General features: G+C 68.6%; 19 protein-coding genes. 5 read left to right on the top strand and 14 right to left on the bottom strand.

Annotated features, from left to right (window positions below; genetic code table 11):
- Nucleotides 1-6: 6 nt before the first annotated feature.
- From AB4Y68_RS09070 to AB4Y68_RS09045, 6 genes are all read right to left on the bottom strand, one after another.
- Entirely contained in the window at nucleotides 7-375 is a 369-nt protein-coding gene (locus AB4Y68_RS09070; RefSeq protein ID WP_441455223.1) for a helix-turn-helix domain-containing protein, read from the bottom strand.
- A gap of 72 nt (nucleotides 376-447) precedes the next feature.
- Complete coding sequence (locus AB4Y68_RS09065; RefSeq protein ID WP_441455222.1) at nucleotides 448-1,056, bottom strand: helix-turn-helix transcriptional regulator; 609 nt, start codon at nucleotides 1,054-1,056, stop codon at nucleotides 448-450.
- Between the two features lie 263 nt (nucleotides 1,057-1,319).
- A complete protein-coding gene (locus tag AB4Y68_RS09060) occupies nucleotides 1,320-1,877 on the bottom strand; it encodes a NifU family protein (RefSeq protein WP_441455220.1) in 558 nt (185 codons plus the stop codon).
- A 115-nt stretch (nucleotides 1,878-1,992) separates the two neighbouring features.
- Nucleotides 1,993-2,460: a universal stress protein gene (locus AB4Y68_RS09055; RefSeq protein WP_441455219.1), complete on the bottom strand. Its 468-nt coding sequence runs from the start codon at nucleotides 2,458-2,460 to the stop codon at nucleotides 1,993-1,995.
- 255 nt (nucleotides 2,461-2,715) lie between these two features.
- Nucleotides 2,716-7,566, bottom strand: a complete 4,851-nt coding sequence (locus AB4Y68_RS09050) for an NAD-glutamate dehydrogenase (RefSeq protein ID WP_441455218.1) — start codon at nucleotides 7,564-7,566, stop codon at nucleotides 2,716-2,718.
- A gap of 390 nt (nucleotides 7,567-7,956) precedes the next feature.
- Nucleotides 7,957-9,126 carry an AI-2E family transporter gene (locus AB4Y68_RS09045; protein ID WP_441455216.1) on the bottom strand — a complete coding sequence of 390 codons (1,170 nt, stop codon included), beginning with the start codon at nucleotides 9,124-9,126 and terminating at the stop codon, nucleotides 7,957-7,959.
- 117 nt (nucleotides 9,127-9,243) lie between these two features.
- Here AB4Y68_RS09045 and AB4Y68_RS09040 point away from each other — a divergent pair, with 117 nt between their 5' ends.
- Nucleotides 9,244-10,755: a helicase HerA-like domain-containing protein gene (locus tag AB4Y68_RS09040; RefSeq protein WP_441455215.1), complete on the top strand. Its 1,512-nt coding sequence runs from the start codon at nucleotides 9,244-9,246 to the stop codon at nucleotides 10,753-10,755.
- Nucleotides 10,756-10,777: 22 nt separating this feature from the next.
- Here the strand turns inward: AB4Y68_RS09040 and AB4Y68_RS09035 are convergent, their stop codons facing one another.
- The 3 genes from AB4Y68_RS09035 to timA form a co-directional block, all read right to left on the bottom strand.
- On the bottom strand, nucleotides 10,778-11,152 hold the full coding sequence (locus AB4Y68_RS09035) for a VOC family protein (RefSeq protein WP_441455213.1): 375 nt from the start codon (nucleotides 11,150-11,152) through the stop codon (nucleotides 10,778-10,780).
- A gap of 93 nt (nucleotides 11,153-11,245) precedes the next feature.
- A complete protein-coding gene (locus AB4Y68_RS09030; protein WP_441455212.1) occupies nucleotides 11,246-12,361 on the bottom strand; it encodes an MltA domain-containing protein in 1,116 nt (371 codons plus the stop codon).
- Nucleotides 12,361-12,975: a TIM44-related membrane protein TimA gene (timA, locus tag AB4Y68_RS09025; RefSeq protein WP_441455294.1), complete on the bottom strand. Its 615-nt coding sequence runs from the start codon at nucleotides 12,973-12,975 to the stop codon at nucleotides 12,361-12,363. The genes AB4Y68_RS09030 and timA overlap by 1 nt, the downstream gene beginning before the upstream one ends.
- Nucleotides 12,976-13,198: 223 nt before the next feature.
- Between timA and secB the strand changes: the two genes are divergently transcribed.
- On the top strand, nucleotides 13,199-13,726 hold the full coding sequence (gene secB / locus AB4Y68_RS09020) for a protein-export chaperone SecB (protein WP_441455211.1): 528 nt from the start codon (nucleotides 13,199-13,201) through the stop codon (nucleotides 13,724-13,726).
- A gap of 111 nt (nucleotides 13,727-13,837) precedes the next feature.
- On the opposite strand, the gene dnaQ is transcribed toward secB, so the two are convergent.
- The 5 genes from dnaQ to AB4Y68_RS08995 are packed head-to-tail and all read right to left on the bottom strand — an operon-like array spanning nucleotide 13,838 to nucleotide 17,531.
- Nucleotides 13,838-14,566, bottom strand: coding sequence for a DNA polymerase III subunit epsilon (gene dnaQ, locus AB4Y68_RS09015; protein ID WP_441455210.1), 729 nt, complete (start codon nucleotides 14,564-14,566; stop codon nucleotides 13,838-13,840).
- 43 nt (nucleotides 14,567-14,609) lie between these two features.
- Nucleotides 14,610-15,224 carry a dephospho-CoA kinase gene (coaE, locus tag AB4Y68_RS09010; protein WP_441455209.1) on the bottom strand — a complete coding sequence of 205 codons (615 nt, stop codon included), beginning with the start codon at nucleotides 15,222-15,224 and terminating at the stop codon, nucleotides 14,610-14,612.
- The gene (locus AB4Y68_RS09005) at nucleotides 15,221-16,018 is read right to left on the bottom strand and encodes a shikimate dehydrogenase family protein (protein ID WP_441455293.1); all 798 of its coding nucleotides are present in this window, start codon (nucleotides 16,016-16,018) and stop codon (nucleotides 15,221-15,223) included. Before AB4Y68_RS09005 ends, coaE begins: the two co-directional genes overlap by 4 nt.
- Before the next feature lie 50 nt (nucleotides 16,019-16,068).
- Nucleotides 16,069-16,665 (bottom strand): Maf family protein, encoded by a 597-nt coding sequence (locus AB4Y68_RS09000; RefSeq protein WP_441455208.1) that lies wholly within the window; start codon nucleotides 16,663-16,665, stop codon nucleotides 16,069-16,071.
- Nucleotides 16,662-17,531, bottom strand: coding sequence for a pyruvate, water dikinase regulatory protein (locus AB4Y68_RS08995; protein WP_441455207.1), 870 nt, complete (start codon nucleotides 17,529-17,531; stop codon nucleotides 16,662-16,664). The genes AB4Y68_RS09000 and AB4Y68_RS08995 overlap by 4 nt, the downstream gene beginning before the upstream one ends.
- Before the next feature lie 501 nt (nucleotides 17,532-18,032).
- Here AB4Y68_RS08995 and hemE point away from each other — a divergent pair.
- From hemE to AB4Y68_RS08980, 3 genes are read left to right on the top strand one after another with little or no spacing between them, the layout of a single operon-like run.
- Nucleotides 18,033-19,067, top strand: a complete 1,035-nt coding sequence (gene hemE / locus AB4Y68_RS08990; protein ID WP_441455205.1) for a uroporphyrinogen decarboxylase — start codon at nucleotides 18,033-18,035, stop codon at nucleotides 19,065-19,067.
- Nucleotides 19,064-20,143 (top strand): ferrochelatase, encoded by a 1,080-nt coding sequence (gene hemH, locus AB4Y68_RS08985; protein ID WP_441455204.1) that lies wholly within the window; start codon nucleotides 19,064-19,066, stop codon nucleotides 20,141-20,143. Before hemE ends, hemH begins: the two co-directional genes overlap by 4 nt.
- A gap of 9 nt (nucleotides 20,144-20,152) precedes the next feature.
- The gene (locus AB4Y68_RS08980; protein WP_441455203.1) at nucleotides 20,153-20,617 is read left to right on the top strand and encodes a CopD family protein; all 465 of its coding nucleotides are present in this window, start codon (nucleotides 20,153-20,155) and stop codon (nucleotides 20,615-20,617) included.
- The last annotated feature ends 220 nt before the right edge of the window (nucleotides 20,618-20,837 follow it).

The raw sequence follows: 20,837 nt of genomic DNA, 5'->3' as shown, positions 1-20,837 counted from the left end.
ACGTCGTCAGGCCGACGCCAGCGCCTCGACCACCCGCGTCACGGCCTTGCGCACCGCCGGGTCGCTGATGCGGGGAAAGGCTTCCGCCAGCGCCCGCCCGTCCGCCGTCGCGGTCAAGGCGCGCAGTTCGGCCACTGGGGCGAGCCCATCGCCCCGCGCCGGGAAGAAATCGGCCACGGAACAGCCCAAGGCCGTCGCCGCCTGATGCAGGCGCGAGGCCGAAACGCGGTTGGCGCCCTTCTCGTATTTCTGCACCTGCTGAAAACTGACGCCCAGTTCGGCGGCCAGCGCCGTCTGCGACAGGCCGAGGGCCGAACGACGCGCCGCCATCCGCAAGCCCACGACGGCGTCGATATCCTGCGTATGGCGAGGCACGGGCGGCGTCTCCCTCGGAGTTGCGGCGACAAGGTTTCACAACCCGCAATGAAACGCAACTATTTAGTTTCATCAGTCGTCCAGCCGCGCGACGACGGCCGCGACCGTCCGGGCCCGCGCGCGCGGAATCCGCTCGATGGTCAGCAGGGCGCCGGCCCCGCGCACCACCAGTTCCGCCTCGTCCGACCGCACATAAAGCCGCGCTCGCAGGGTTCCGTCGTCCATTTCGATGACGCAGCCCTGATCGCGGCGCGGCCAACGGCCGGGCGCATATTCCAGAACCGTGCCGGCCGCCGCCCAGGGGGCCAGGTCGTCGGTCGAAAGCTGCAGCCGCCGCCGCGCGTCGGCCGGCGCCGCCTTAAAGGCGCGACCTCGCGCTTCCAGTCCATCGAACGCGGCCTTGGGCCTTGGGGCAGGGGCGGGAGCGGGGGCCGCGCTTATCAGAAGCGCCAGATCTTCGGGCGTGGCGTCGAGGGCGCCGGTCAGGCGGCGCTGAACGTCGGGGCGGAACAGGCCGGGGCGTTTACCGGCCTCGTACAGGCCCCAGCCCTGGCTGGTCATGCCGATCCTCTGGCCGGCCTCGGCCTGGCTCAGGCCCCGCTCGCGACGCAGGGCGGACAGGGCCTCGCCGAGAGCGCGGCCCTCGGCCTCGGCGTCATCATCGGCGGTGAAACGGGCCATGCCGCGATCATGCCTCAGGCCCGTTCAAGACGATAGCGTTTCATGTGAAACATCTTGTTGGGCCGCGGTCGTCGGCCCTCCGGGACCTCCCGACCCGACGCGGCTCTTCGGTGGGCCGCGGTCAGAAGGCTCCGCCTTCTCGACCCGACGCGGCCTGGCGCTTCGCGCGCGCTCACGCAGCTAGCCGCCGCGCGGCGAGCGGTAGCGCCCAAAGATGCGCTCAAGCGGCAAGCGACCACGTCGCGAGCGCTAGCGCCCTTCGCTTAGATCACCTGCTCAACGCTGGTCACTTCGGGGATGTAGTGGCGCATCATCTGTTCCACGCCGGACTTCAGGGTGGCGGAGGAGGAGGGGCAGCCCGAGCAGGCGCCGCGCATCCTCAGGCGCAGGACGCCGGTTTCCAGGTCGAAATGGTCGAACAGGATGTCGCCGCCGTCCTGGGCCACCGCCGGGCGGATGCGGCTGTCCAGCAGGCCCTTGATCTCGGTGACGATCTCGCTGTCTTCGCTGGTGTCGTCCGCCGCCGCCTCGACGCCGCGCGTCAGCGGCGCGCCGGAGACGAAATGATCCATGATCGCGGCCAGGATCGGGGCCTTCATCTGGCTCCACTCCGGGGCCTGAACGCCGCGCGAGACCGAGACATAGTCGGCCCCGAAGAAGACGCCCTCGACGCCTTCCAGCTCGAACAGAGCTTCGGCCAGCGGCGAGGCCGCAGCTTCGTGGATGGTGCGGTATTCCAGAACGCCCTCGGGCGCCACGTCGCGGCCCGGCAGGAATTTCAGGACATTGGGGTTCGGCGTGGGTTCGGTCTGAATGAACATGGCCGGGAGATGCGCCCCCTGAGCGGCATCTTCAAGACCCCACGGCCGCGCGTGATGCGCCAATCGTCGCTCTAGCAGCGAGGCTCCGCGAGCCGAGCGATAGCGTCCCTTAGAATTAGGCCAGGTCTTCGATGTCCGCCTCGGTCAGTTCGCCGGGGACGATGGTCACGGGCAGCTTTCGTCCGGTGAAGGCGCCGCCCTGCTTCAACACAGCCGAGACCAGAGGTCCGGGCCCGCGCGAACCGACGCCCGCCGCCAGGATGAGGATCTTGATGTCGGGATCGGCGCCGACCGCCCTGCGGATGGCGCCCTGGGGGTCGCCTTCCTCGATCAGGAAGACCGGAGCGGCCCCGGATTTTTGGGACACTTCCTCACCCAACCGGGCCAGAAGCGCTTCGGCCTCTTCGCGCTGCTGACGGCGGATTTCGTCGCGCACGCCGGACCAGTGCTCGTCCGAACCGCCGGGCAGGGCCCGCAGCAGAACCACGCGCCCCCCGGTCGATTTGGCGCGCCGGGAGGCGTAGCCCAGGGCGGCGCCCAGTTCGGGACTATCGTCTACAACGACGAGAAACTTCCTGGGCATTGGGCGCCTTCTTGCCTTGCGGATCTCTGAACAGCGGCGACCACCTAGCCCGAAGCCGCCCCAAACGCCAAGGCCCGCCCGCCTCGCCGAGAACGACGAAACGAGCGGGCCCTGAACAAACACCGAAATCGCGCCGCGCTCATGCAGCGAGGCTCCGCGAGTCGCGCGTTGGCGCACTAAGAAGCGCTCAAAAAGCGCTCAAGAAGCGCTCAAGAAGCGAGCGGCCGCGTCGCGAGCGTAGCGCCCTGGGAAGCGTTAGCTTCCCAGCACTTCGCGAATGGCGCCGTTGGCGATGGTCAGCTTGGCGAAGGTCCAGCCCGTGCCCGAAGCCTCGATCTCGTCGACCGAGCCGCGCAAGGATTCGACCTGACCCATCCGGGCGCCGATCCAGGCGTCGACCGCCTGTTGTGCGCCTTCCTCGCTCGCGCCCGCCGCCTCGGCCGAAGCCTGGGCCACGGCGCGGGTCAGTTGCTGCTGCTCGGCCATCAGGTCCTGGATCAGACGACGCACGGCCAGACGATCGAAGTGATCGCCCGACGAGATGGAGCCCGCCGCCACGCGCAGGCGGTCGAAGTCGAAGGCGGCGCCGACCTGGTGATAGAGCCCCGCCACCGCCGGCGCGTTCCAGCCCAGTTCATTGGCCAGATCGCCGATGTCGGCCGTGGCCACCATGGGCCGCAGCAGGGCGATGTCGCGCGCCAGATCTTCCGGCGCGCCCAGACCGACGAAGGTCTGAACCCGGCTCTCGAACCGCTGCTGTTCGAAGCGCGACAGCACGGCGGGGCCAGCGGCGCGCAGGGCGTCGGCGGCCGGTTGATAGGCGGCGATCATGCCGCCGACCGTGGTCTCGGTGCGGGCGGCGCGGCGGGCCAGCCAGTAGGTCTGGCGACGCAGAACCAGGGCGATCTCGCGATAGAGGGCCGTCTGGGCCTCTGCCGGGATCTTCAGGTCCAAGGCCGAGACAGCCTTCCAGGCCTGATCCAGGCGGAACACCTGACGCGCCGTCTCGAAGGCCGTGACCATGGCGGCGGTGTCGCATTCCGCTGCCGCCCGCAGGCGGTCGGGGAAGGTCGGCCCGGCCATGTTGACGATCTCGTTCGACAGCACCGTGGCGATGATGTCGCGACGCAGGCGGTGGCCCTTCATGTCCTCTTCGAACTTCGCCAGCGGAGCCGGGAAGTAGTGGACCAGCAGGCGCTCGAAGAAGGCGTCGTCGGGCGCCGAGGAGCCGACGATCTCGTCGAACAGCTCCAGCTTGGAATAGGCCGTCAGCACCGCCAGTTCGGGACGGGTCAGAGCCGTGCCCTGCAGCTTCATCTCGGCCATGCGGGCGTCGTCGGGCAGGTATTCGACCGCGCGGTTCAGCTTACCCAGGGCCGTCAGGTGCTGCATGAAGGCCTGCTGAGCGTCGAGCGCCTCGGCGCCCTCGGCCTGTTGCAGGGTCAGGGCCAGGGTCTGGTCGTAGTTGTGCGCCAGGACCTTTTCGCCGACCTCGTCGGTCATCGACTTCAGCAGGGCGTTGCGGTCCTCGGCCTTGAGATGGCCCGAGGCGATGGCGCCGCCGGTGAGGATCTTGATGTTCACCTCATGGTCGGACGAGTCCACGCCCGCCGAGTTGTCGATGGCGTCGGTGTTGATGCGAGCGCCGGCGCGCGCCGACTCGATCCGGCCCAACTGGGTCATGCCCAGGTTGGCGCCTTCGCCGATGACCAGAGCCCGCACGTCGCCGCCGTTGATGCGGATGGCGTCGTTGGCCTTGTCGCCGGCCTGGGCGTTGGTCTCGCCCGCGCCCTTGATGTAGGTGCCGATGCCGCCGAAGTAGAGCAGCTCGGCCCGCGCCTTCAGGATGGCCTGCATCAGGGTGGTCGGGTCGACGGTGTCGGCCTCGATATCCAGCAACGCCTTGATCTGCGGCGTCAGGGCGATGGTCTTGGCCGAGCGCGAGAAGACCCCGCCGCCTTCCGAAATCAGGCTCTTGTCATAGTCCTGCCAGCTGGTGCGCGGGGTTTCGAACAGGCGATTGCGCTCCGCCCACGACTTGGCCGGATCCGGGTTCGGGTCGATGAAGATGTCGCGGTGATCGAAGGCCGCGACCAGCTTGGTCGCCTTGGACAGCAGCATGCCGTTGCCGAAGACGTCGCCCGACATGTCGCCGACGCCGACCACGGTGAAGGGCTCGGATTGGATGTCCTTGCCCATCTCGCGGAAGTGGCGCTTGACCGCCTCCCAGGCGCCGCGCGCCGTGATGCCCATTTCCTTGTGGTCGTAGCCCGCCGAGCCGCCCGACGCGAAGGCGTCGTCCAGCCAGAAGCCGTAGGACTGCGACACGCCGTTGGCGATGTCCGAGAAGGTCGCCGTGCCCTTGTCGGCGGCCACGACCAGGTAGGGATCGTCGCCTTCCCAGGCCACGACATTGGCCGGGCGCACCGGGGCGGCGTCGCCGACGATGTTGTCGGTGATGTCCAGCAGACCCGAGAGGAAGGTCTTGTAGGCGCGGATGGCTTCGGCCTGGACCGCGTCGCGGTCGCCGCCGATCGGCAGTTGCTTGGGATAGAAACCGCCCTTGGAGCCGACCGGGACGATAACCGAGTTCTTGACCTGCTGGGCCTTCACCAGACCCAGGACTTCGGTGCGGAAGTCGTCGCGACGATCCGACCAGCGCAGGCCGCCGCGCGCCACCGGGCCGAAGCGCAGGTGGACGCCCTCGATGTGCGGCGCCCAGACGAAGATTTCGCGGAAGGGTTTGGGCAGGGGCAGGTCCTCAAGCTCGCGCGAAGCGATCTTGATCGAGATGTGCGGCTTGGCGCGGCCCTCGGCGTCGACCTGATAGTAGTTGGTGCGCTTGATCGCGCCGATCAGCAGGGCGATGCGGCGCAGCACCCGGTCGTGATCCAGGCTCTTCACGTCCTGCAGCAGGGCGACGATCTTGTCGTTCAGCTCCGCGACCAGGGCTTCGCGCGCCTCGACCGAGCCGCCCTGGGCCGGATCGAACTTGGCCTTGAACAGCGACAGGATGGCGCGCGCCACCGTCGGATATTCGCGCAGGGCCGCTTCCTGAACCGCCTGCGACGGGTCGAGGCCGGTCTGCTGACGATAGCGGGCCAGGGTGCGGATCAGGGCCGCCTCGCGCCAGTCCACGCCCAGTTCCAGCACCAGACGGTTGAAGCCGTCGCTTTCCGTGCGGCCGCTCCAGACCGCCGAGAAGGCGGCCTCGAACGGGGCCTTGATGTCGGCGAAGATCAGGCTGTCGCCGCGCGGGTCTTCCAGCAGGAAGTCATGGATGAAGATCGGGTCGTCGCCGACCGAACGGACGACGTGGTCCGATTCCTCCAGGGTCTTCAGGCCCATGTCGGCCAGAATGGGCAGAACGTCGGACAGCGGCACAGCCGAGCCCCGACGGTAGAGCTTGAAGCGGAACTGCAGCGAGGTCTCGTCGGCCGTGCGGAAGGCGCGAACCGCCACCGGCTCGCCGTCGCCGGCCGAACCGTCGTTCAGACGGTCGAACTGCTCCAGATCGGCCACCGCCTCCGCGGCGTCGTAGCGGTCGCGATAGGCGACGCCGAAGCCCTCGGCCCATTTGGCGCTGGTCGGGCCGACGGCGACCTCGTCCACCTCGGCGGCGCGCAGGGCGCTCTCGAAGCGGTCGATCCAACTGCGGCCGGCCTCGGCCACCTCGGCCTCCAGCGCCCTGGCGTCGGGCTCCAGGTGAGCGCCGGGTTCGACGCCGATGATGTAGTGGACCCGCGTCAGCGGCTGGTCTGACAACTGGGGATACCAGGCCGAGACCCGGCCGCCCCAGGCCTTGGCCAGGATGCCGCCGATGCGTTCGCGCACCGAGGCGTCGAAGCGTTCGCGCGGGATGAAACAGAGCACCGAGACGAACCGGTCGAACGGATCGCGGCGGGTGAACAGGCGGATGCGCGGACGGTCGTACAGGTGCAGGACGCCCAGCGCCGTCTCCAGCAGCTCGTCTTCGCTGATCTGGAACAGCTCGTCGCGCGGGTAGTTCTCGAGGATGTTCTTCAGGCGCTTGTAGTTGTGGCTGCCCGGGGCCTTGCCGGCCCGTTCCAGAGCATTGGCCACCTTGCGCCGGATCAGCGGCACCTCCTTGGCCATCTTGTCATAGGCTTCGGCGGTGAACAGGCCGACGAAACGGGTCTCGCCCGAGGCCTTGCCGTCCGCGCCGTAACGTTTGACGCCGACGTAGTCCATGTAGGCGCGGCGATGGACGCGCGAGCGGATGTTGGCCTTGGCCACCGTCACCGGTTCGCTGAGGTCCAGCTGACGCTGCATGGCCTTGGTCAGGACCGCCGGCTCGGAGGCGCGGCGCAGGACGCGGCGCTCGGGGTCGCCCAGAACGCCGAGCCCCTGAGCGGACACCTCCAGCGGGGCCTCGGGAGCATAGCCGCCATCGGCGCTGCGCGGATAGGCGTAGTCGCGGGCGCCGAGGAAGACGAAGTGATCACTCTTGGCCCAGCGCAGGAAGGCGATGTTCTCTTCCAGAACGGCGGGGTCGACGGCGGCGGGGGGGGCGGCTTCCAGTTGTTCGACCGCATCCTTCATCGACTGGACCATGGCGGCGTGATCGGTCACGGCGGCGCGCACGTCGGCCAGAGCCTGGGCCAAGCCTTCGCCCAGGGCGTCGCGACGCTCCTGCGGCAGGGGATCGACGACCACGATGATCAGCGAGTCGCGACGTCCGGCCTCGATCTCGGCGATGGGGTGGAAGAGGGCGCGCACGGTGACGCCGGCATCGGCCAGTTCGCCCAAGACGCTGTCGACCAGGAAGGGGGCGTCGTCCTGCAGGATCAGGACGCTGTCATAGCCCGTCGGAGCGCCGTCGGCGCCGGCCAGGGGACCGACCGTGACGCGGGCCGGTTCGCCGGCCTGGCGCGCCTTGGCCGAACGCCAGACCAGGGCCAGCAGGGCGGCCAGGTCGTCGCCGCCCAGTTCGGGCGTCTCGTCAGCGGCGTAGTCGTCGAAGGCCTGAGCCAGGAAGGACTTTTCCGCCGCGCCCGGCGGGCCATCGACAATCCGCGCATAGGCTGCTTCCAGCGCCTCCAGAGTAGCTGGCGTGGCGGAAACTGTGCGCGGAGCGGCGGACATGATGTAGTCTCGGACAGCACGGCCTGAGGCCGCAGGGATTTGACCGCGCCACCTTAGCGTGACTGGCGAAACTGGCTAGGCCGCCCGAGGCCGCGAACGCCCTGAATTTCAGTGTGCAGCGCACCATGTTGCGCCGGAGGCCCACTGTTGAGTGATTTCTCGCAGACAGGGCCATATTGACGACAACAAATGCCCCAATTTCGCCCAAATCGACCGCGCAACGGTTCAACAGAGCCCCAACGAACAAGGCCGCCGAGCGCGAACGCTCGACGGCCTGCTCGGGTCCGGCGCAGGAGGGGGAGGGAGCGCCGGTCCTCTGGACTTCGCGGCCGGGAGGGGGAGGGGAGGCCGCGTCGTCTGATTGAACAGATAGTCGCGAGATATGGCGGATCAAGGGCAGGGTCCGTCTTCGTCCGCGCCTTTTTCGTGCGACCGCTTGCCGCGCCTCAGCAACCGTTTGAGCCAGCCGTCGGTCGGTGCGGCCGCGTCGGCGTTGCGCGGGGCATAGGGTTCGCCGTCGCCCGACAGCAGGACCGCCATCCAGCGCGATCCCTGGAACTCGGCCAGAACCGCCATGGCAATGACCGCCAGGGGCGTCGACAGGAACATGCCCGGCACGCCCCACATCTTGCCCCACAGGGCCAGGGCCAACAGGACCACGACCGGATCAATGTTCTGATTTTCACCCTGCATCCGCGGCAGGATCAGATTGCCCACGATGAACAGCAGGGTCTGCAGACCGATAAAAAGAATCAGGGCCGGCCAGTAGCTCTCGAACTGAACCAGGGCGAACAGCGGCGGGGCGCAGCCGGCGATCACCCCGCCCAGCACGGGGATGAAGCTGACGATGAAGATGACGAAGGCCCAGAACTCGGCGTGTTGAAGCCCTACCGCCCGCATCATGACCCAGGCGACGACGCCGATCATGGCCCCGGTGACGGCCTGGACCCACAGATAGCCCTCGATTCCGCCCCGCACCCGGTTGAACACCTCCAGCGCCTCGCGGCGGACCCCGCGGTCGGGGAACATGGCGACGACCTTCTTTCTGAACCCCGCCTGCGACGCCAGGAGGAAGCCCAGATAGACCATGACGAAGAAGGCGCCCGAGGCGACGCCCTGGGCCTGGAGGGCCGCGCTGGTCAGCCCGCCGCGCAGGTCGATGTCCGCGATCAGTTCGTTCAGCGTCGGCGGGTTTCTGACGTGGAACAGACCCCACGCGTCGCTGATGATCTGGTCGAGACGCGGCCCGATATGAGCCGAAACGCCCGAGGCGTCGGTGAAGAAGCCGGCCGCCCCGTCGACGATGATCCAGATCGACAACAGGAAACCCAGCACCACCACGATCAGGGCCGCCGCCCCGGCGAAGCGGGACGGCACCGGGGTGCGATGCTCGATGGCCCGTTTCACCCCGTCGATCATGATCATCAGGAAGAGGGCCATCGCCAGGGGGGTCAGGATGTCCCTCAGCCAGTAGAGCGCCGCCCCGCTCGCCACGACGGCGATCAGGACCAGGGCGTTGCGCGCAACCGAGGAGGTCGGAACCGAAATGGGCAGCTTCATGAGCGTGACTGTCGAGGGCGGCGGGGACAGCGTCAATCGCCGGAAGCTGTTGCGGTTCCGTCTTGCAGCCCGGCCCATATGAGATCAGCATGTTCGGGGGCACGCTGGAGAGTATGCATGACCGACGCCCCCGCCGCCCTTTTCCTGGGCCAGTCCTTCGAAGGCGCCCCGGAAAATCTGCTGCTCAACCGCGCCAACCGCCACGGCGTCGTGGCCGGGGCCACCGGCACGGGCAAGACGGTGACCCTGCAGATCATGGCCCAGGGCTTTTCGGACGCGGGGGTGCCTGTCTTCTGCGCCGATGTGAAGGGCGACCTGTCCGGGATCAGCCAGCCGGGCGATGTCGCGAAATTCTCTGATCGCGCCGGCAAGATGGGCCTGACCCTTACCGGCAAGGCGGCCCCGGTCGTTTTCTGGGACCTGTACGGCGTCAAGGGACACCCCGTGCGCGCCACCGTCACCGACATCGGCCCCGTGCTGATGGCCCGGATGCTGGAGCTCAACGACGTGCAGGAAGGCGTGCTGACCGTCGCCTTCCACGTCGCCGACAAGGAGGGGTTGCTGCTACTGGACCTCGAGGACCTGCGCAGCCTGATGACCTATGTCAGCGAGAACTCCACGACCATCGGCCGCGAGGTCGGCGCCGTCTCGCCCGCCTCGGTCGCCACCATCCAGCGCGCCCTTCTGCAATTGGAACAACAGGGCGGAACAGCCTTCTTCGGCGAACCGGCCCTGCGACTGGAAGACCTGATGCGCACCGGCCTGGACGGCCGAGGCCAGGTCAACGTCCTGGCGGCGGACAAGCTGATGAACAGCCCGCGCCTGTACGCCGCCTTCCTGCTGTGGCTGATGTCGGAACTGTTCGAACAACTGCCCGAGATCGGCGACCCGGATAAGCCGCGCCTGGTCTTCTTCTTCGACGAGGCCCACCTGCTGTTCGACGACGCGCCCAAGGCCCTGCTGGAAAAGGTCGAGCAGGTGGTGCGGCTGATCCGCTCCAAGGGCGTCGGCGTCTATTTCGTCACCCAGAACCCGGCCGATATTCCCGACAATGTCCTGGCCCAGCTGGGCAACCGGGTGCAGCACGCCCTGCGCGCCTACACCCCCGCCGAGCAGAAGGGGCTGCGCGCCGCAGCCCAGAGCTTCCGCCCCAACCCCGCCTTCGACACGGCCACGGCCATCCAGGGACTGGGGGTGGGCGAGGCCCTGGTCTCGACCCTGGACGACAAGGGCGCGCCCAACATCGTGGCCCAGACCAGGATCCGCCCGCCGGACTCGCGCCTGGGCCCCGCCACCGACGCTGAACGCGCCGCCGTCATGGCCGCCAGCCCCGTACGCGGCGTCTACGACACCATGGTCAACCGCGAGTCCGCCGAGGAAGTCCTGGCCGCCCGTCAGGCTCAGACTGACCGCATCAACGCCCAGGCCCAGACCGACGCCGTCGACGCCAAGGCCGCTGAAAAGGCCGCCCGCGCCACGCCCCGCGCGCCCGCCGCCCCGCGCGCCCGCGCCGCCTCCAGCCGCCAGACCCCGATGGAGGCCCTGACCACCTCCGTCCTGCGCACCGCCGGCACGACCATCACCCGCGAACTGATGCGCGGCCTGCTGGGCAGCCTGAAGCGGGGATAAAGTGCGGACAGGGCGGCGCCGGTCACCCCATGCAGAAGGCGCAGAGTTTGTTCCCGTCGAGGTCGCGGAAATAGCTGAACCATAGACCCGGGCCTCGAAGGCCGGGAACGCCCGCACAGGCGCCGCCTAGCTCCAACGCCTTGGCGTGGAAGGCGTCGACCTCTTCGCGGGTATCGAAGCCGAAGGCGAACATCGAGCCGTTGCCGACGGACGCCGGCTGGCCGTCATGCGGACCCAGAACGGCGAAATTGGGGGTGCGGTTCGCGCCATACACCCGCCCCCCAGAAGGATGCTCGAAGACGGGCCTGATCCCGGCCGAACCCAGCAGGGCGTCGTAAAACGCCTTGGCGTCGTCCAGCCGGTTCGATCCCACGGTGGCGTAAACGAGCGCGCCCATCGCGTCCCTCCCTTGAAACCAAGGGATTCTGCCGCTCGCGGCGATCGTGGCCAACCGGCGCTGTTCACCCCGGCGCGTCGAAGGGTCCGCCGCTCAGCCCCTCGGGATCAGCCGCCACATGCGAAGCGGGTGCCGCACGGCGCCCGCTTCGGCGCCGGCTGCGTCGCCTCGACCGATATAGAGGTCGGCGCGGACGGGGCCGCGGATGGCCGAGCCAGTGTCCAGGGCCATGACCAGGCCGCGATAGCTGGCGCGGGCGCCCACCAGATTGCCGCCGTCGGCCTCGATCCAAACAGCGTCGCCATAGGTCCAGCGCGAGGGGTCCACCGCCACGGAGCGGCGCGCGGGCAGGGGCACGCCGGCCGCGCCGGTCGCCTCGGCGCCGTCGTCGGGACTGAGGGCGAAGAAGATGTAGCGCGGGTTCAGCGCCATCACCGCCCGCGCCTCAGCCCCGCGATGGGCGGACAGCCAGCCGCGAATGGCGTCGCCGGAGGTTCCATTCTGGGGCAGCAGGCCGCGCTCGGCCATCGGCCGGGCGATGCCGACGAAGGGCTTGCCATTGTCGGCGGCATAGGCCGCGCGAAGCCGGGCGCCGTCTGGGAAGGTCAGCGTCCCCGAGCCCTGAATCTGCAGGAAGAAGAGATCCTCGGCCCGCATCCAGGCCAGGGCCGACGACTGAGCCGATCCCAACTCGATCATGCTGCGGTCGCCGACGTCGGACAGGTTGGCCGGGCGGCTGAGGACGGGGGCGTCGAACTCGGCGTCCGGCGTCCGGCGCGCCGGATACTCAGGCGCGAAATAGGCGGTCAGCAGACCCGCCCGGCCATCATCGGTGCGGGCCTCGGCGGCGACGAAATTCGTTTCGAGGAAGGCGCGTGCGTCGCTGGGCGACAGCCGGCGGGAGGCCAGATTGCGGGCGCGATCACAGACGGCTGCGGCCGCGCTGTCCCTGAGCCGGCCGCAGCCGGCGACATAGGCGCGGAAAGCCGCCAGATGGTCTTCCTCGGCCCAGCCGGGCAGGGCGCCGAGGCTCATCCCCTCGACCGAGGACGGCGGCGGAACCGGCCCCGGCCTTGTCGACGGCGGCCGCGGCGTCACCGCTGGCGTCGAGGCGCAGGCCGCCGCGAACAGCAGGAGAGACAGGACGCCCGCCCGGGCCGCGCCCGACCGGCTGAACGGAAGGACGGGCGACAGGGCGGAGACAGGCATCAGGCGCTGGCCGGCTCGACGCGAGCCAGAGCCCAGTTCGGGTCGGCGGCGCCGAGGACGCGCTCGAAGGTCCACAGCTCGGCGGTGCGGCGCTCCGCGGTCGCAGCCTCGCCCGACGCCGGGGTCACGACGCTGCGCATCTCGGCCAGGAAGCGGACCTTGGCGACGGCGCGGTCGTCCTTGACCGTAGCCAGTTCCAGGTCGGCGCGCGGCGGATGCAGGAATTCGGTCTGTTCACGGTCGCCGCGGGCCTCGCGGGCGGCGATGCCCGCCTCGAACGAGGTCATGACCGCGGGGGTCAGAAGGGGGCGCAGGGCCTCGCGGTCGCCCGAGGCGTAGCCGCGCACGATAGTTTCATAGGCTTGACGCGCGCCCTCCAGGAAGCGGGCGGGATCGAAGGCTGGGTCACGCGCCTTGAGCCCGGCGACGGCGGCGGCCGTGGCGGCGTCCACGCCGGGCGTGAGCGCAGCAGGCGTCGGACCGGCCATGGGCGCGACCTGAGGCAGGCGGGCGTCTTCCTGCGGCTGACGTCCGACCTTCTTGCCCAGCACATTGTAGAGCGTGAACAGCAGCACCGCAGCGACGATGGCGAACATGACGATCTGGAATTGCACGGGCACGGGCTTCACCTGATTGGCGCGCGCCCAAGGGGGGGCGACGGGCGCGCATCTGTTATGGTGAGGATTAGGGGGCGATCCCGCTGGGCGCAAGGCGAGGGGCGTCCAGAACGCGGGTCTCGCCGTTGCGGCCAATAGCCTCGCCGTGGTAGTCGCGGGCCCTTCACCCCGGACCCGGAGCGGTCCGGCGTCCCTTGTTTTCAGACTGACGGCTTTCTTCATGACCGACGCCACCGCCCCCGCCGACACCGCCGCCAACGGCCAGACCGAGCTGATGGAAGGCCAGGGACAGCCGGCCGGTCCGGGCTTCCGCATTCTGGCGCAATATGTCCGCGACCTGTCCTTCGAAAACCCGCGCGCGCCGGAAAGCCTGCGCATCGAGGGCAAGCCGGCCATCGACATGGGCGTCGAAATGAACGCCGCCGGTCGTCCCGACGGCCTGTTCGAGTTGGACCTGAAGCTGTCGGTCAAGGCCACGGGCGAGGACAAGGCCGCGGTGTTTCACGTGGAACTGGTCTACGGCGGCCTGTTCGCCCTGCAAGGCGTCGCTCCGCAGGACATCGAGCCCATGCTGCTGATCGAGTGCCCGCGCTACCTCTTCCCCTTCGCGCGTCAGGTCATAGCCCAGGCCACCTCGGACGGCGGCTTCTACCCGCCCTTCATGGTCGACCCGATCGACTTCGCCGCCATCTATGTCGCGCGCCAGCAGCAGATCGCCAGCGGCCCGGCCGAAACCGGCCAGGCATGAATTAAGGGTCGCTAACGCCCGTCGCGCGGCGACGGGCTGCTTGAGCGACAGTCTATGCATGAGAATGAAAACGGCTCGGCGTGACAGCGTCGGGCCGTTTTTCTTTGCGCGTCAGGCGGCGGCTTCGTCCTGGACCTCGACGGTCACGCCGTAACCGGCCCACAGGCTGTAATCCTTCAGCGCCGCTTTCAGGAAGGCCAGATGCGCCGCCTGCTCCGCTTCGGTCGAACGATAGGGCAAGGGGTTGGGTCGCGCGCCATGGCTGACTGCGGCCGCCGCCGCCGTGGCCTGCGGACTGCGGATCGTGGTCAGATCCAGCGCCCGTTCCTTGCCGCCGCGCAACTCTAGATAGACCTCGGCCAGCAGGCGGGAGTCGATCAGGGCGCCGTGCAGGGCCCGGTCGACCAGCGAGATCTTGAACCGCTTGCACAGGGCGTCCAGCGAATTGGGCATGCCCGGAAAGCGCTTCTGGGCCAGCTGCAGCGTGTCGATCCACCGCTCCTGATGCGGCGGCTTCTGGCCAATGCGGCTGTATTCGAAGTCGATGAAGTTGCGGTCGAAGTTGGCGTTGTGGGCGATCAGGGGGGCGTCGCCGATGAACTCCAGCAGGTCGGCGGCAATCTCGTGAAACTTGGGCGCGTCGCGCACCTGGTCGTCGGTGATGCCGTGGACCCGGATCGCGTCCGGCGGGATCAGCCGCTCGGGATTGACCAGACGGTGGAAGGTCCGGCCGGTGGGCAGCAGGTCGTGGATCTCGATACAGCCGACCTCGATCAGGCGGTCGCCCGTCTTGGGGTCGAATCCAGTGGTTTCGGTGTCGAGGACGATTTCGCGGGCCATGTCCCCTTAATGGGGTAAGCCGCGCCTGGACGAAAGAGCGGGCTCAGCCCCGGCGCGGCGGCGTCCACGATGGATCGAGGACTGTCCCCACGATTTCGCGCACCTGAACCCGCGCCGCGTCCAGCCCCCGGCCCGTGTCGACCAGGAAGTCGGCGCGGCGGCGCTTCTCGGCGTCCGGCGTCTGGCGGGCCAGGATGGCGTCAAACCGTTCGCGGGTCATGCCGGGGCGGGCTAGGACCCGCGCCGCCTGCACCTCGGAATCGGCGGTGACCACGACCACGGCGTCCACCGCTGCGTCGCCGCCCGTTTCGAACAGCAGGGGGATGTCCAGCACGGCCAGCTTGACGCCGTTCGCCTCGGCGGCCGCCAGATCGTCGGCGCGGCCCCGCGCCACCAGGGGATGGACGATCCCCTCCAGCCGCTTGAAGGCGTCCTCATCGCGGCCCAGGGCCTCGGCCAGACGGGTGCGGTCCACGGCGCCGTCGACGACCACGCCGGGAAAGGCCTCGCCCACCGGGCCGACCGCCTCGCCGCCGAGGGCGTAGAGGTCATGCACGACCGCGTCGGCGTTCCAAACCAGAGCGCCTGCGTCGGCGAACATCTGGGCCGTGGTGGACTTGCCCATGCCGATCGAGCCGGTCAGGCCGAGGACGATCATTCCATTTCCCCCAGATGCGCCAGCAGCAGGGCGCGCAGGTCCAGGGGCGGGGGCGGACGACGGAACAGGGCCGTAAACGAGGGCGCCGCCTGGCCGATCAGCATGGCCAGTCCGTCCACCGTGGTCAGGCCCCGCGCTCGGGCCGCCGCGAGGAAAGGCGTGACGACGGGCTTGTAGGTCATGTCCATGACCACGGCGGTCGCCTTCAAGGCCGACAGGTCGATGCTCGGCTGAACGCTGAGGGCGTTGATGACCAGATCGGCCGAGGCCAGCGCAGACTCTTCGACCACTGTGACTGACGGGCCCAGATCGGCGGCCAGGGCCTCGGCCCGGTCGCGCGAGCGGTTGAGGATGCGGATGCTCGCCCCCGCCTCGATCAGGGCGCCCGCGCCGGCCCTTGCGGCCCCGCCAGCGCCCAGCATGACGACGACGGCGTCTTTCAGGACCAGTCCCGGCGCCTGCTCGGCCAGGGCAACGAGGACGCCGACGCCGTCGGAACTATCGGCGCGCACCCGGCCGTCCTGAAACACCAGGATATTGGCCGAGCCGGTCGCCCAGGCCGCGGCGCTGGCTTCGTCGGCCAGGGCGAAGGCCTGTTCCTTGAAGGGGGCGGTGACGTTTAGCCCCTGGACCAGGCCGGCGCGACCGGCGGCGACCAGGACGTCAAACCCGGCGGCGTCCTTGGGCGCGAAGGGCATATAGGCGCCGTCGATATTCCCGGCTTCCAGCCAGGCGTTGTGGATGACGGGGCTCAGCGAATGGGCCACCGGCTGACCGGCGATGCCGGCCAGCATGGCGGCGCCGGTGATGCGGCTGCGGCCAGAGCAAAGGGAGGGGGAGGCGGTCACGACGCGATCACTCCAGCCCGGCGCAGCTCAGCCAGAACCGGCCACAGGGGCAGACCCAGGACGGTGAAATAATCGCCTTCGACCGCCTCGAACAACTGCGAACCCAGCCCCTCCAGCCGGTAGGAGCCGACGCAGGTCAGCAGCGCCTCGCCCTCGGCGGCCAGATAGGCGTCGAGGAAGGCCTCGGAGAAGTCACGCATCCTCATCTCGACCGTATCCACACCCGACCAGACCACCTGGCCGTTGCGGGCCAGAGCGGCGCCGGAATGAAGCTGATGCGAACGGCCGCGCATGGCGGTCAGACGTTCGCGCGCCGCCGCCAGCGTCGGGGCCTTGGAAACCAGGCCGCCGTCGAAGGCCAGGGTCTGGTCGGCGCCCAGGACCCAGGCCTCGGCGTCGTGGCGCGAGACGGCCAGGGCCTTGGCCCGCGCCAATTCGACCGCCAGTTCGACCGGATCGACGCCCGGCATCTTCAGGGCGTCTTCGTCCACATCGGCCACCTGCACTGTGAAGGGCACGCCCGCGTCGGTCAGGACGGCGCGTCGCGCCACGCTCTTGGAGGCCAGAATCAGCCGTTCGACGTCGTTTTTCACCAGGCCGTCCCCACGCGGCGCGTGCGCCGCTCGCTCAAAAGATTGATGATAGCCGCAGCGGTCTCCTCGACCGAGCGGCGGGTCACATCGATAGTCGGCCAGCCGCGTCGTTCGAAGGCGCGTCGCGCCCTGATCGTCTCCTCACGCACGGCGTCGTGGTCGACATAGTTGGAGGCGTGGTGAGCGTTCAGTCCCTCCAGCCGGTTACGGCGGATCTGCACCAGCCGGTCGGGGGACACTGTCAAACCCACGACCAGCGGGTTCTTCAACTGGGTCAGCCGCTCGCCGTCTTCCTGGCCCGGCACCAGCGGCACATTGGCGGCGCGGATGCCGCGGTTGGCCAGATAGATGCAGGTCGGGGTCTTGGAGGTCCGGCTGACCCCGCACAGAACCACGTCGGCGTGCTCCAACTGCTCCAGCGTGCCCTGGCCGTCGTCGTGGGCGATGGCGAAGTCCAGGGCGCCGATCCGATTGAAATAGCCGTGGTCCAGCGCGTGCTGGGCGCCCACGCGGGTCGAGATGTTGGCGCCCAGATAGCCCGACAGGGCGCCGACCAGGGGATCCAGGGCGCCGATCTGCGGCGTCTGCAGCCGGCGGCAGCCTTCTTCCAACTGTTCGCGCAGTTCGCGGTCGACCAGGGTGTGCAGCACCACGCCGGGCGCGCCGGCCACCTCCTCCAGCACCCGCTCCATCTGCTTGGGCGAGCGGACCAGGGCGTAGATATGTTCGATGGGGATGACGCCGTCGAAACGGGCGATTACGGCCTTGGCCATGGCGTTCAGGGTCTCGCCGGTCGAGTCCGAGACCAGGTGGACATGGAAATAGGTGGCGAGACGCGAGGATCCGGACGGGCGGGCGGGGCTCATGGCGTGATCGTCTCCTATCCTCGGTCGCCGGCGCGGATATCGTCGGACTCTTTCCCCGCTGCCTGTGCAAAAGCCGGGGCGCCGTTCGACATCGACTGGGCGCCGAATCCTCTAGCAAGCCCAGGTCCCGGTCGCGAGCGGGGATCACGGGCGCCGATTGCCGAACGGCGCCTGGAGTCGTTCATACAGGCGCCGTTCAATTATCCTCACCCGGGGATAAGGCGCCTTATCCAAATTTGGCGCCCGGCGCCTTTCCCACAACGGCGCCCAGATCGGACTCCCGTCACAGCGGGCCCAGAGCCGGTTATCCCCGTTATGAACACCCCATCGACGGATCCGCTGGATTCGTTCGCTCCGAAATGGGGAGAACCCTGTCGATCGACGGGACGGGCAGATTCTATCCCCGCACTTCAGCCCCCTGCTTCCATCCTCCAATTCTCTCAATTCTTATTCTTGAATAGGGATTGAGGCTTGGGGGTGTGCATCCTAAAGCCCGAGACCATGAGCACTCCCCTTCTGATCCAGGCTCTCCAGGGCCAGACCCTCGCCCGCCCGCCCGTGTGGTTCATGCGTCAAGCTGGGCGCTACCTGCCGGAATACCGCGCGCTGCGGGCCAAGGCGCCGGACTTCATCGCCTTCTGCCTCAATCCGGAGATGGCCGCGGAAGCGACTCTGCAGCCCATGCGCCGGTTCGGCTTTGACGCCGCCATCGTCTTCGCCGACATCCTGCTGATCCCGGGCGCCCTGGGACAGAAGGTCTGGTTCGAAGCCGGCGAAGGTCCGCGCCTCGGCGCCCTGCCGTCGGTGGAGTCGATGCGGGCGCTGGCTTCCGGGGCGGGGGAAGCCCTGAAGGCGGTGGGCCAAACCCTCAGCCTGGTGCGCGCTGAACTGGAGCCGGAACGGGCCCTGATCGGGTTCGCCGGCGCGCCTTGGACGGTCGCCACATATATGCTGGACGGTGAAGCCCGCACGATCGCTAAGGGCGAGCGCGCCACGGCCCGGACCTACGCCTATGCGGAACCCGAGAAGGTCGCGGCCCTGCTCGATGTTCTGGTCGAGGCCACGGCCCATTATCTGAAGATGCAGCAGGACGCCGGCGCCCAGGTGCTGAAGATTTTCGAGAGCTGGGCCGAGGGCCTGCCCGACGATCTGTTCGAGAGTCTGGTCCTGAAGCCTCACCAGGCGCTGGTGGCCCGCGCCCGGGCCCTGGGGGTCACCGTGCCGCTCATCGGCTTCCCAAGAGGCTCTGCAGCGCTTGCGGAGCGTTATGCGAGCAGTTGCGACGTTCAGGCCGTGGCGCTGGACACCGCCTGTCCTCTGGAAGTCGGCAAACGGGTTCAAGCCATCAAGCCGATCCAGGGCGCGCTCGATCCGCTGTTGCTGCGGGCCGGCGGCGATGCTCTGGACCGCCGGGTCGATCAGCTGATGGAGGCCTGGGGCCAGGGGCCGTGGATCTTCAACCTAGGCCACGGCATTCTGCCGGACGTGCCCATCGCCCATGTCGAACAGGTTCTGCGCCGGATCGGCGCCCAATGACCGCAGACGCCGCCACCGCGAACACTCGTCCCAACCGGCGCGTGGCGGTCGTGCTGACCAATCTCGGCGGACCGGACGGGCCTGACGCGGTCAAACCCTTCCTGTTCAACCTGTTCAACGACCCGGCCATCATCGGCCTGCCGGGCATCGTCCGCACGCCCCTGGCCCGACTGATCTCCTCGCGCCGCGAGAAGTCGGCCCAGGCCAACTACGCCCTGATGGGCGGGGGGTCGCCCCTGCTGCCCGAGACGCTGAAACAGGCGGCGGCCCTGTCTGAGGCTCTGGCCGACGCGACGCCGGGGGACGAGACCGAGGTCTTCATCGCCATGCGCTACTGGCATCCTCTGACCGAGGATACGGCGCGGGCGGTGGCGTATTTCCAGCCCGACCACGTCGTCTTGCTGCCTCTCTATCCGCAGTTCTCGACCACCACGACGGCCTCGTCGCTGAAGGCCTGGCGCGAGGCCTATCAGGGACCGGGCGAGGTCCACGCCGTCTGCTGCTATCCCGACGCCGAGGGGCTGGTCGAGGCCCAGGCCAAGTTGATCCGTGAGACGATGGACAAGGCTGAGGGCAAGCCCGTGCGCGTGCTGTTCTCGGCCCACGGCATTCCGGAAAAACTGGTTGCGGCGGGCGATCCCTATCAGGCCCAGATCGAGGCCACCGTGGCCGCCGTCGTCGCCCGCATGGGGCTAAGCGACTGGGCCATCTGCTATCAGAGCCGGGTGGGGCCGCTGAAATGGCTGGGTCCGGCCACGCCCGAGGCCATCGAACAGGCGGCCAAGGACGGCGTCGGCGCCGTGATCGTGCCGATCGCCTTCGTTTCCGAACATGTCGAGACCCTGGTCGAACTGGATCTCGAGTACGGCGAACTGGCCGCCAAGTTCGGCTGCGCTCCCTACCTGCGCACTCCCGCCGTGGGGGTGGAGCCCGCTTTCATCGCCACCCTGGCCCAGGCCGTGAAAGCGGCGCTGCACACCTCGGGCGTTGCGCCGCAGGGCGTGTCCAAGGGAGGCTTCTGCGTCGGGCGGAAAGCCTGCGCCGGCGGCTGTTCAAAACGCGCCAAAGCCGCCTAGGATCACACTATGAACGCCTATGATCTCGCTCGCGGCCTGCACATCCTGGCGGTCATCGCCTGGATGGCGGGGATGCTCTTCCTGCCGCGCCTCTACGCTTACGACGCCGAAATGGCGGCCAAGCCCGAGCCGCTGCGTAGCGAGATGCGCGCCCTGCTGCGCACCTGGCAGACCCGGCTGCTGCGCATCATCATAAATCCGGCCATGATCCTGGCCTTCGTCTTCGGCGGCTGGCTGATCTGGATCGATGGCACGGGACGCGGCTGGGACCTGTTCGAACAGCCCTGGATGGTGACCAAGCTGCTGGGCGTCGTCGCCCTGGTCAGCTGGCACGGCTTTCTGGCCCGCGAACGCAAGAAGATCGCCGCCGGGACCTCGACCCACAGCGGTCGCTTCTGGCGCATGACCAACGAGATTCCCTTCCTGATCGCCATCGTCATGGTGCTGTCGGTCACGCTGGAATGGACCTTCTAAGGCGCTAACGTTCGCGACGCGGTCGCTCGCTGCTTGAGCGCAGACCCTAATTTCCTCCACACTTGTGGGGAGGGGGACCACGAAGTGGTGGAGGGGGCGACGCAAACGTCAGCCGTCGAGACGCCCCCTTCGTCACGTCGCCAGCGGCGCCGCGCCACCTCCCCATGGAATGGGGAGGAAAGGGCTGCCCTCTTGACCCCGGCTGTCGTTTTGTGGTTCC

This window comes from Brevundimonas sp. 2YAF1 (assembly GCF_052114745.1).
Taxonomy (GTDB): domain Bacteria; phylum Pseudomonadota; class Alphaproteobacteria; order Caulobacterales; family Caulobacteraceae; genus Brevundimonas.
The sequence above is the reverse complement of the archived record's forward strand: the minus strand, read 5'-3'. Positions and strand labels throughout refer to the sequence as shown.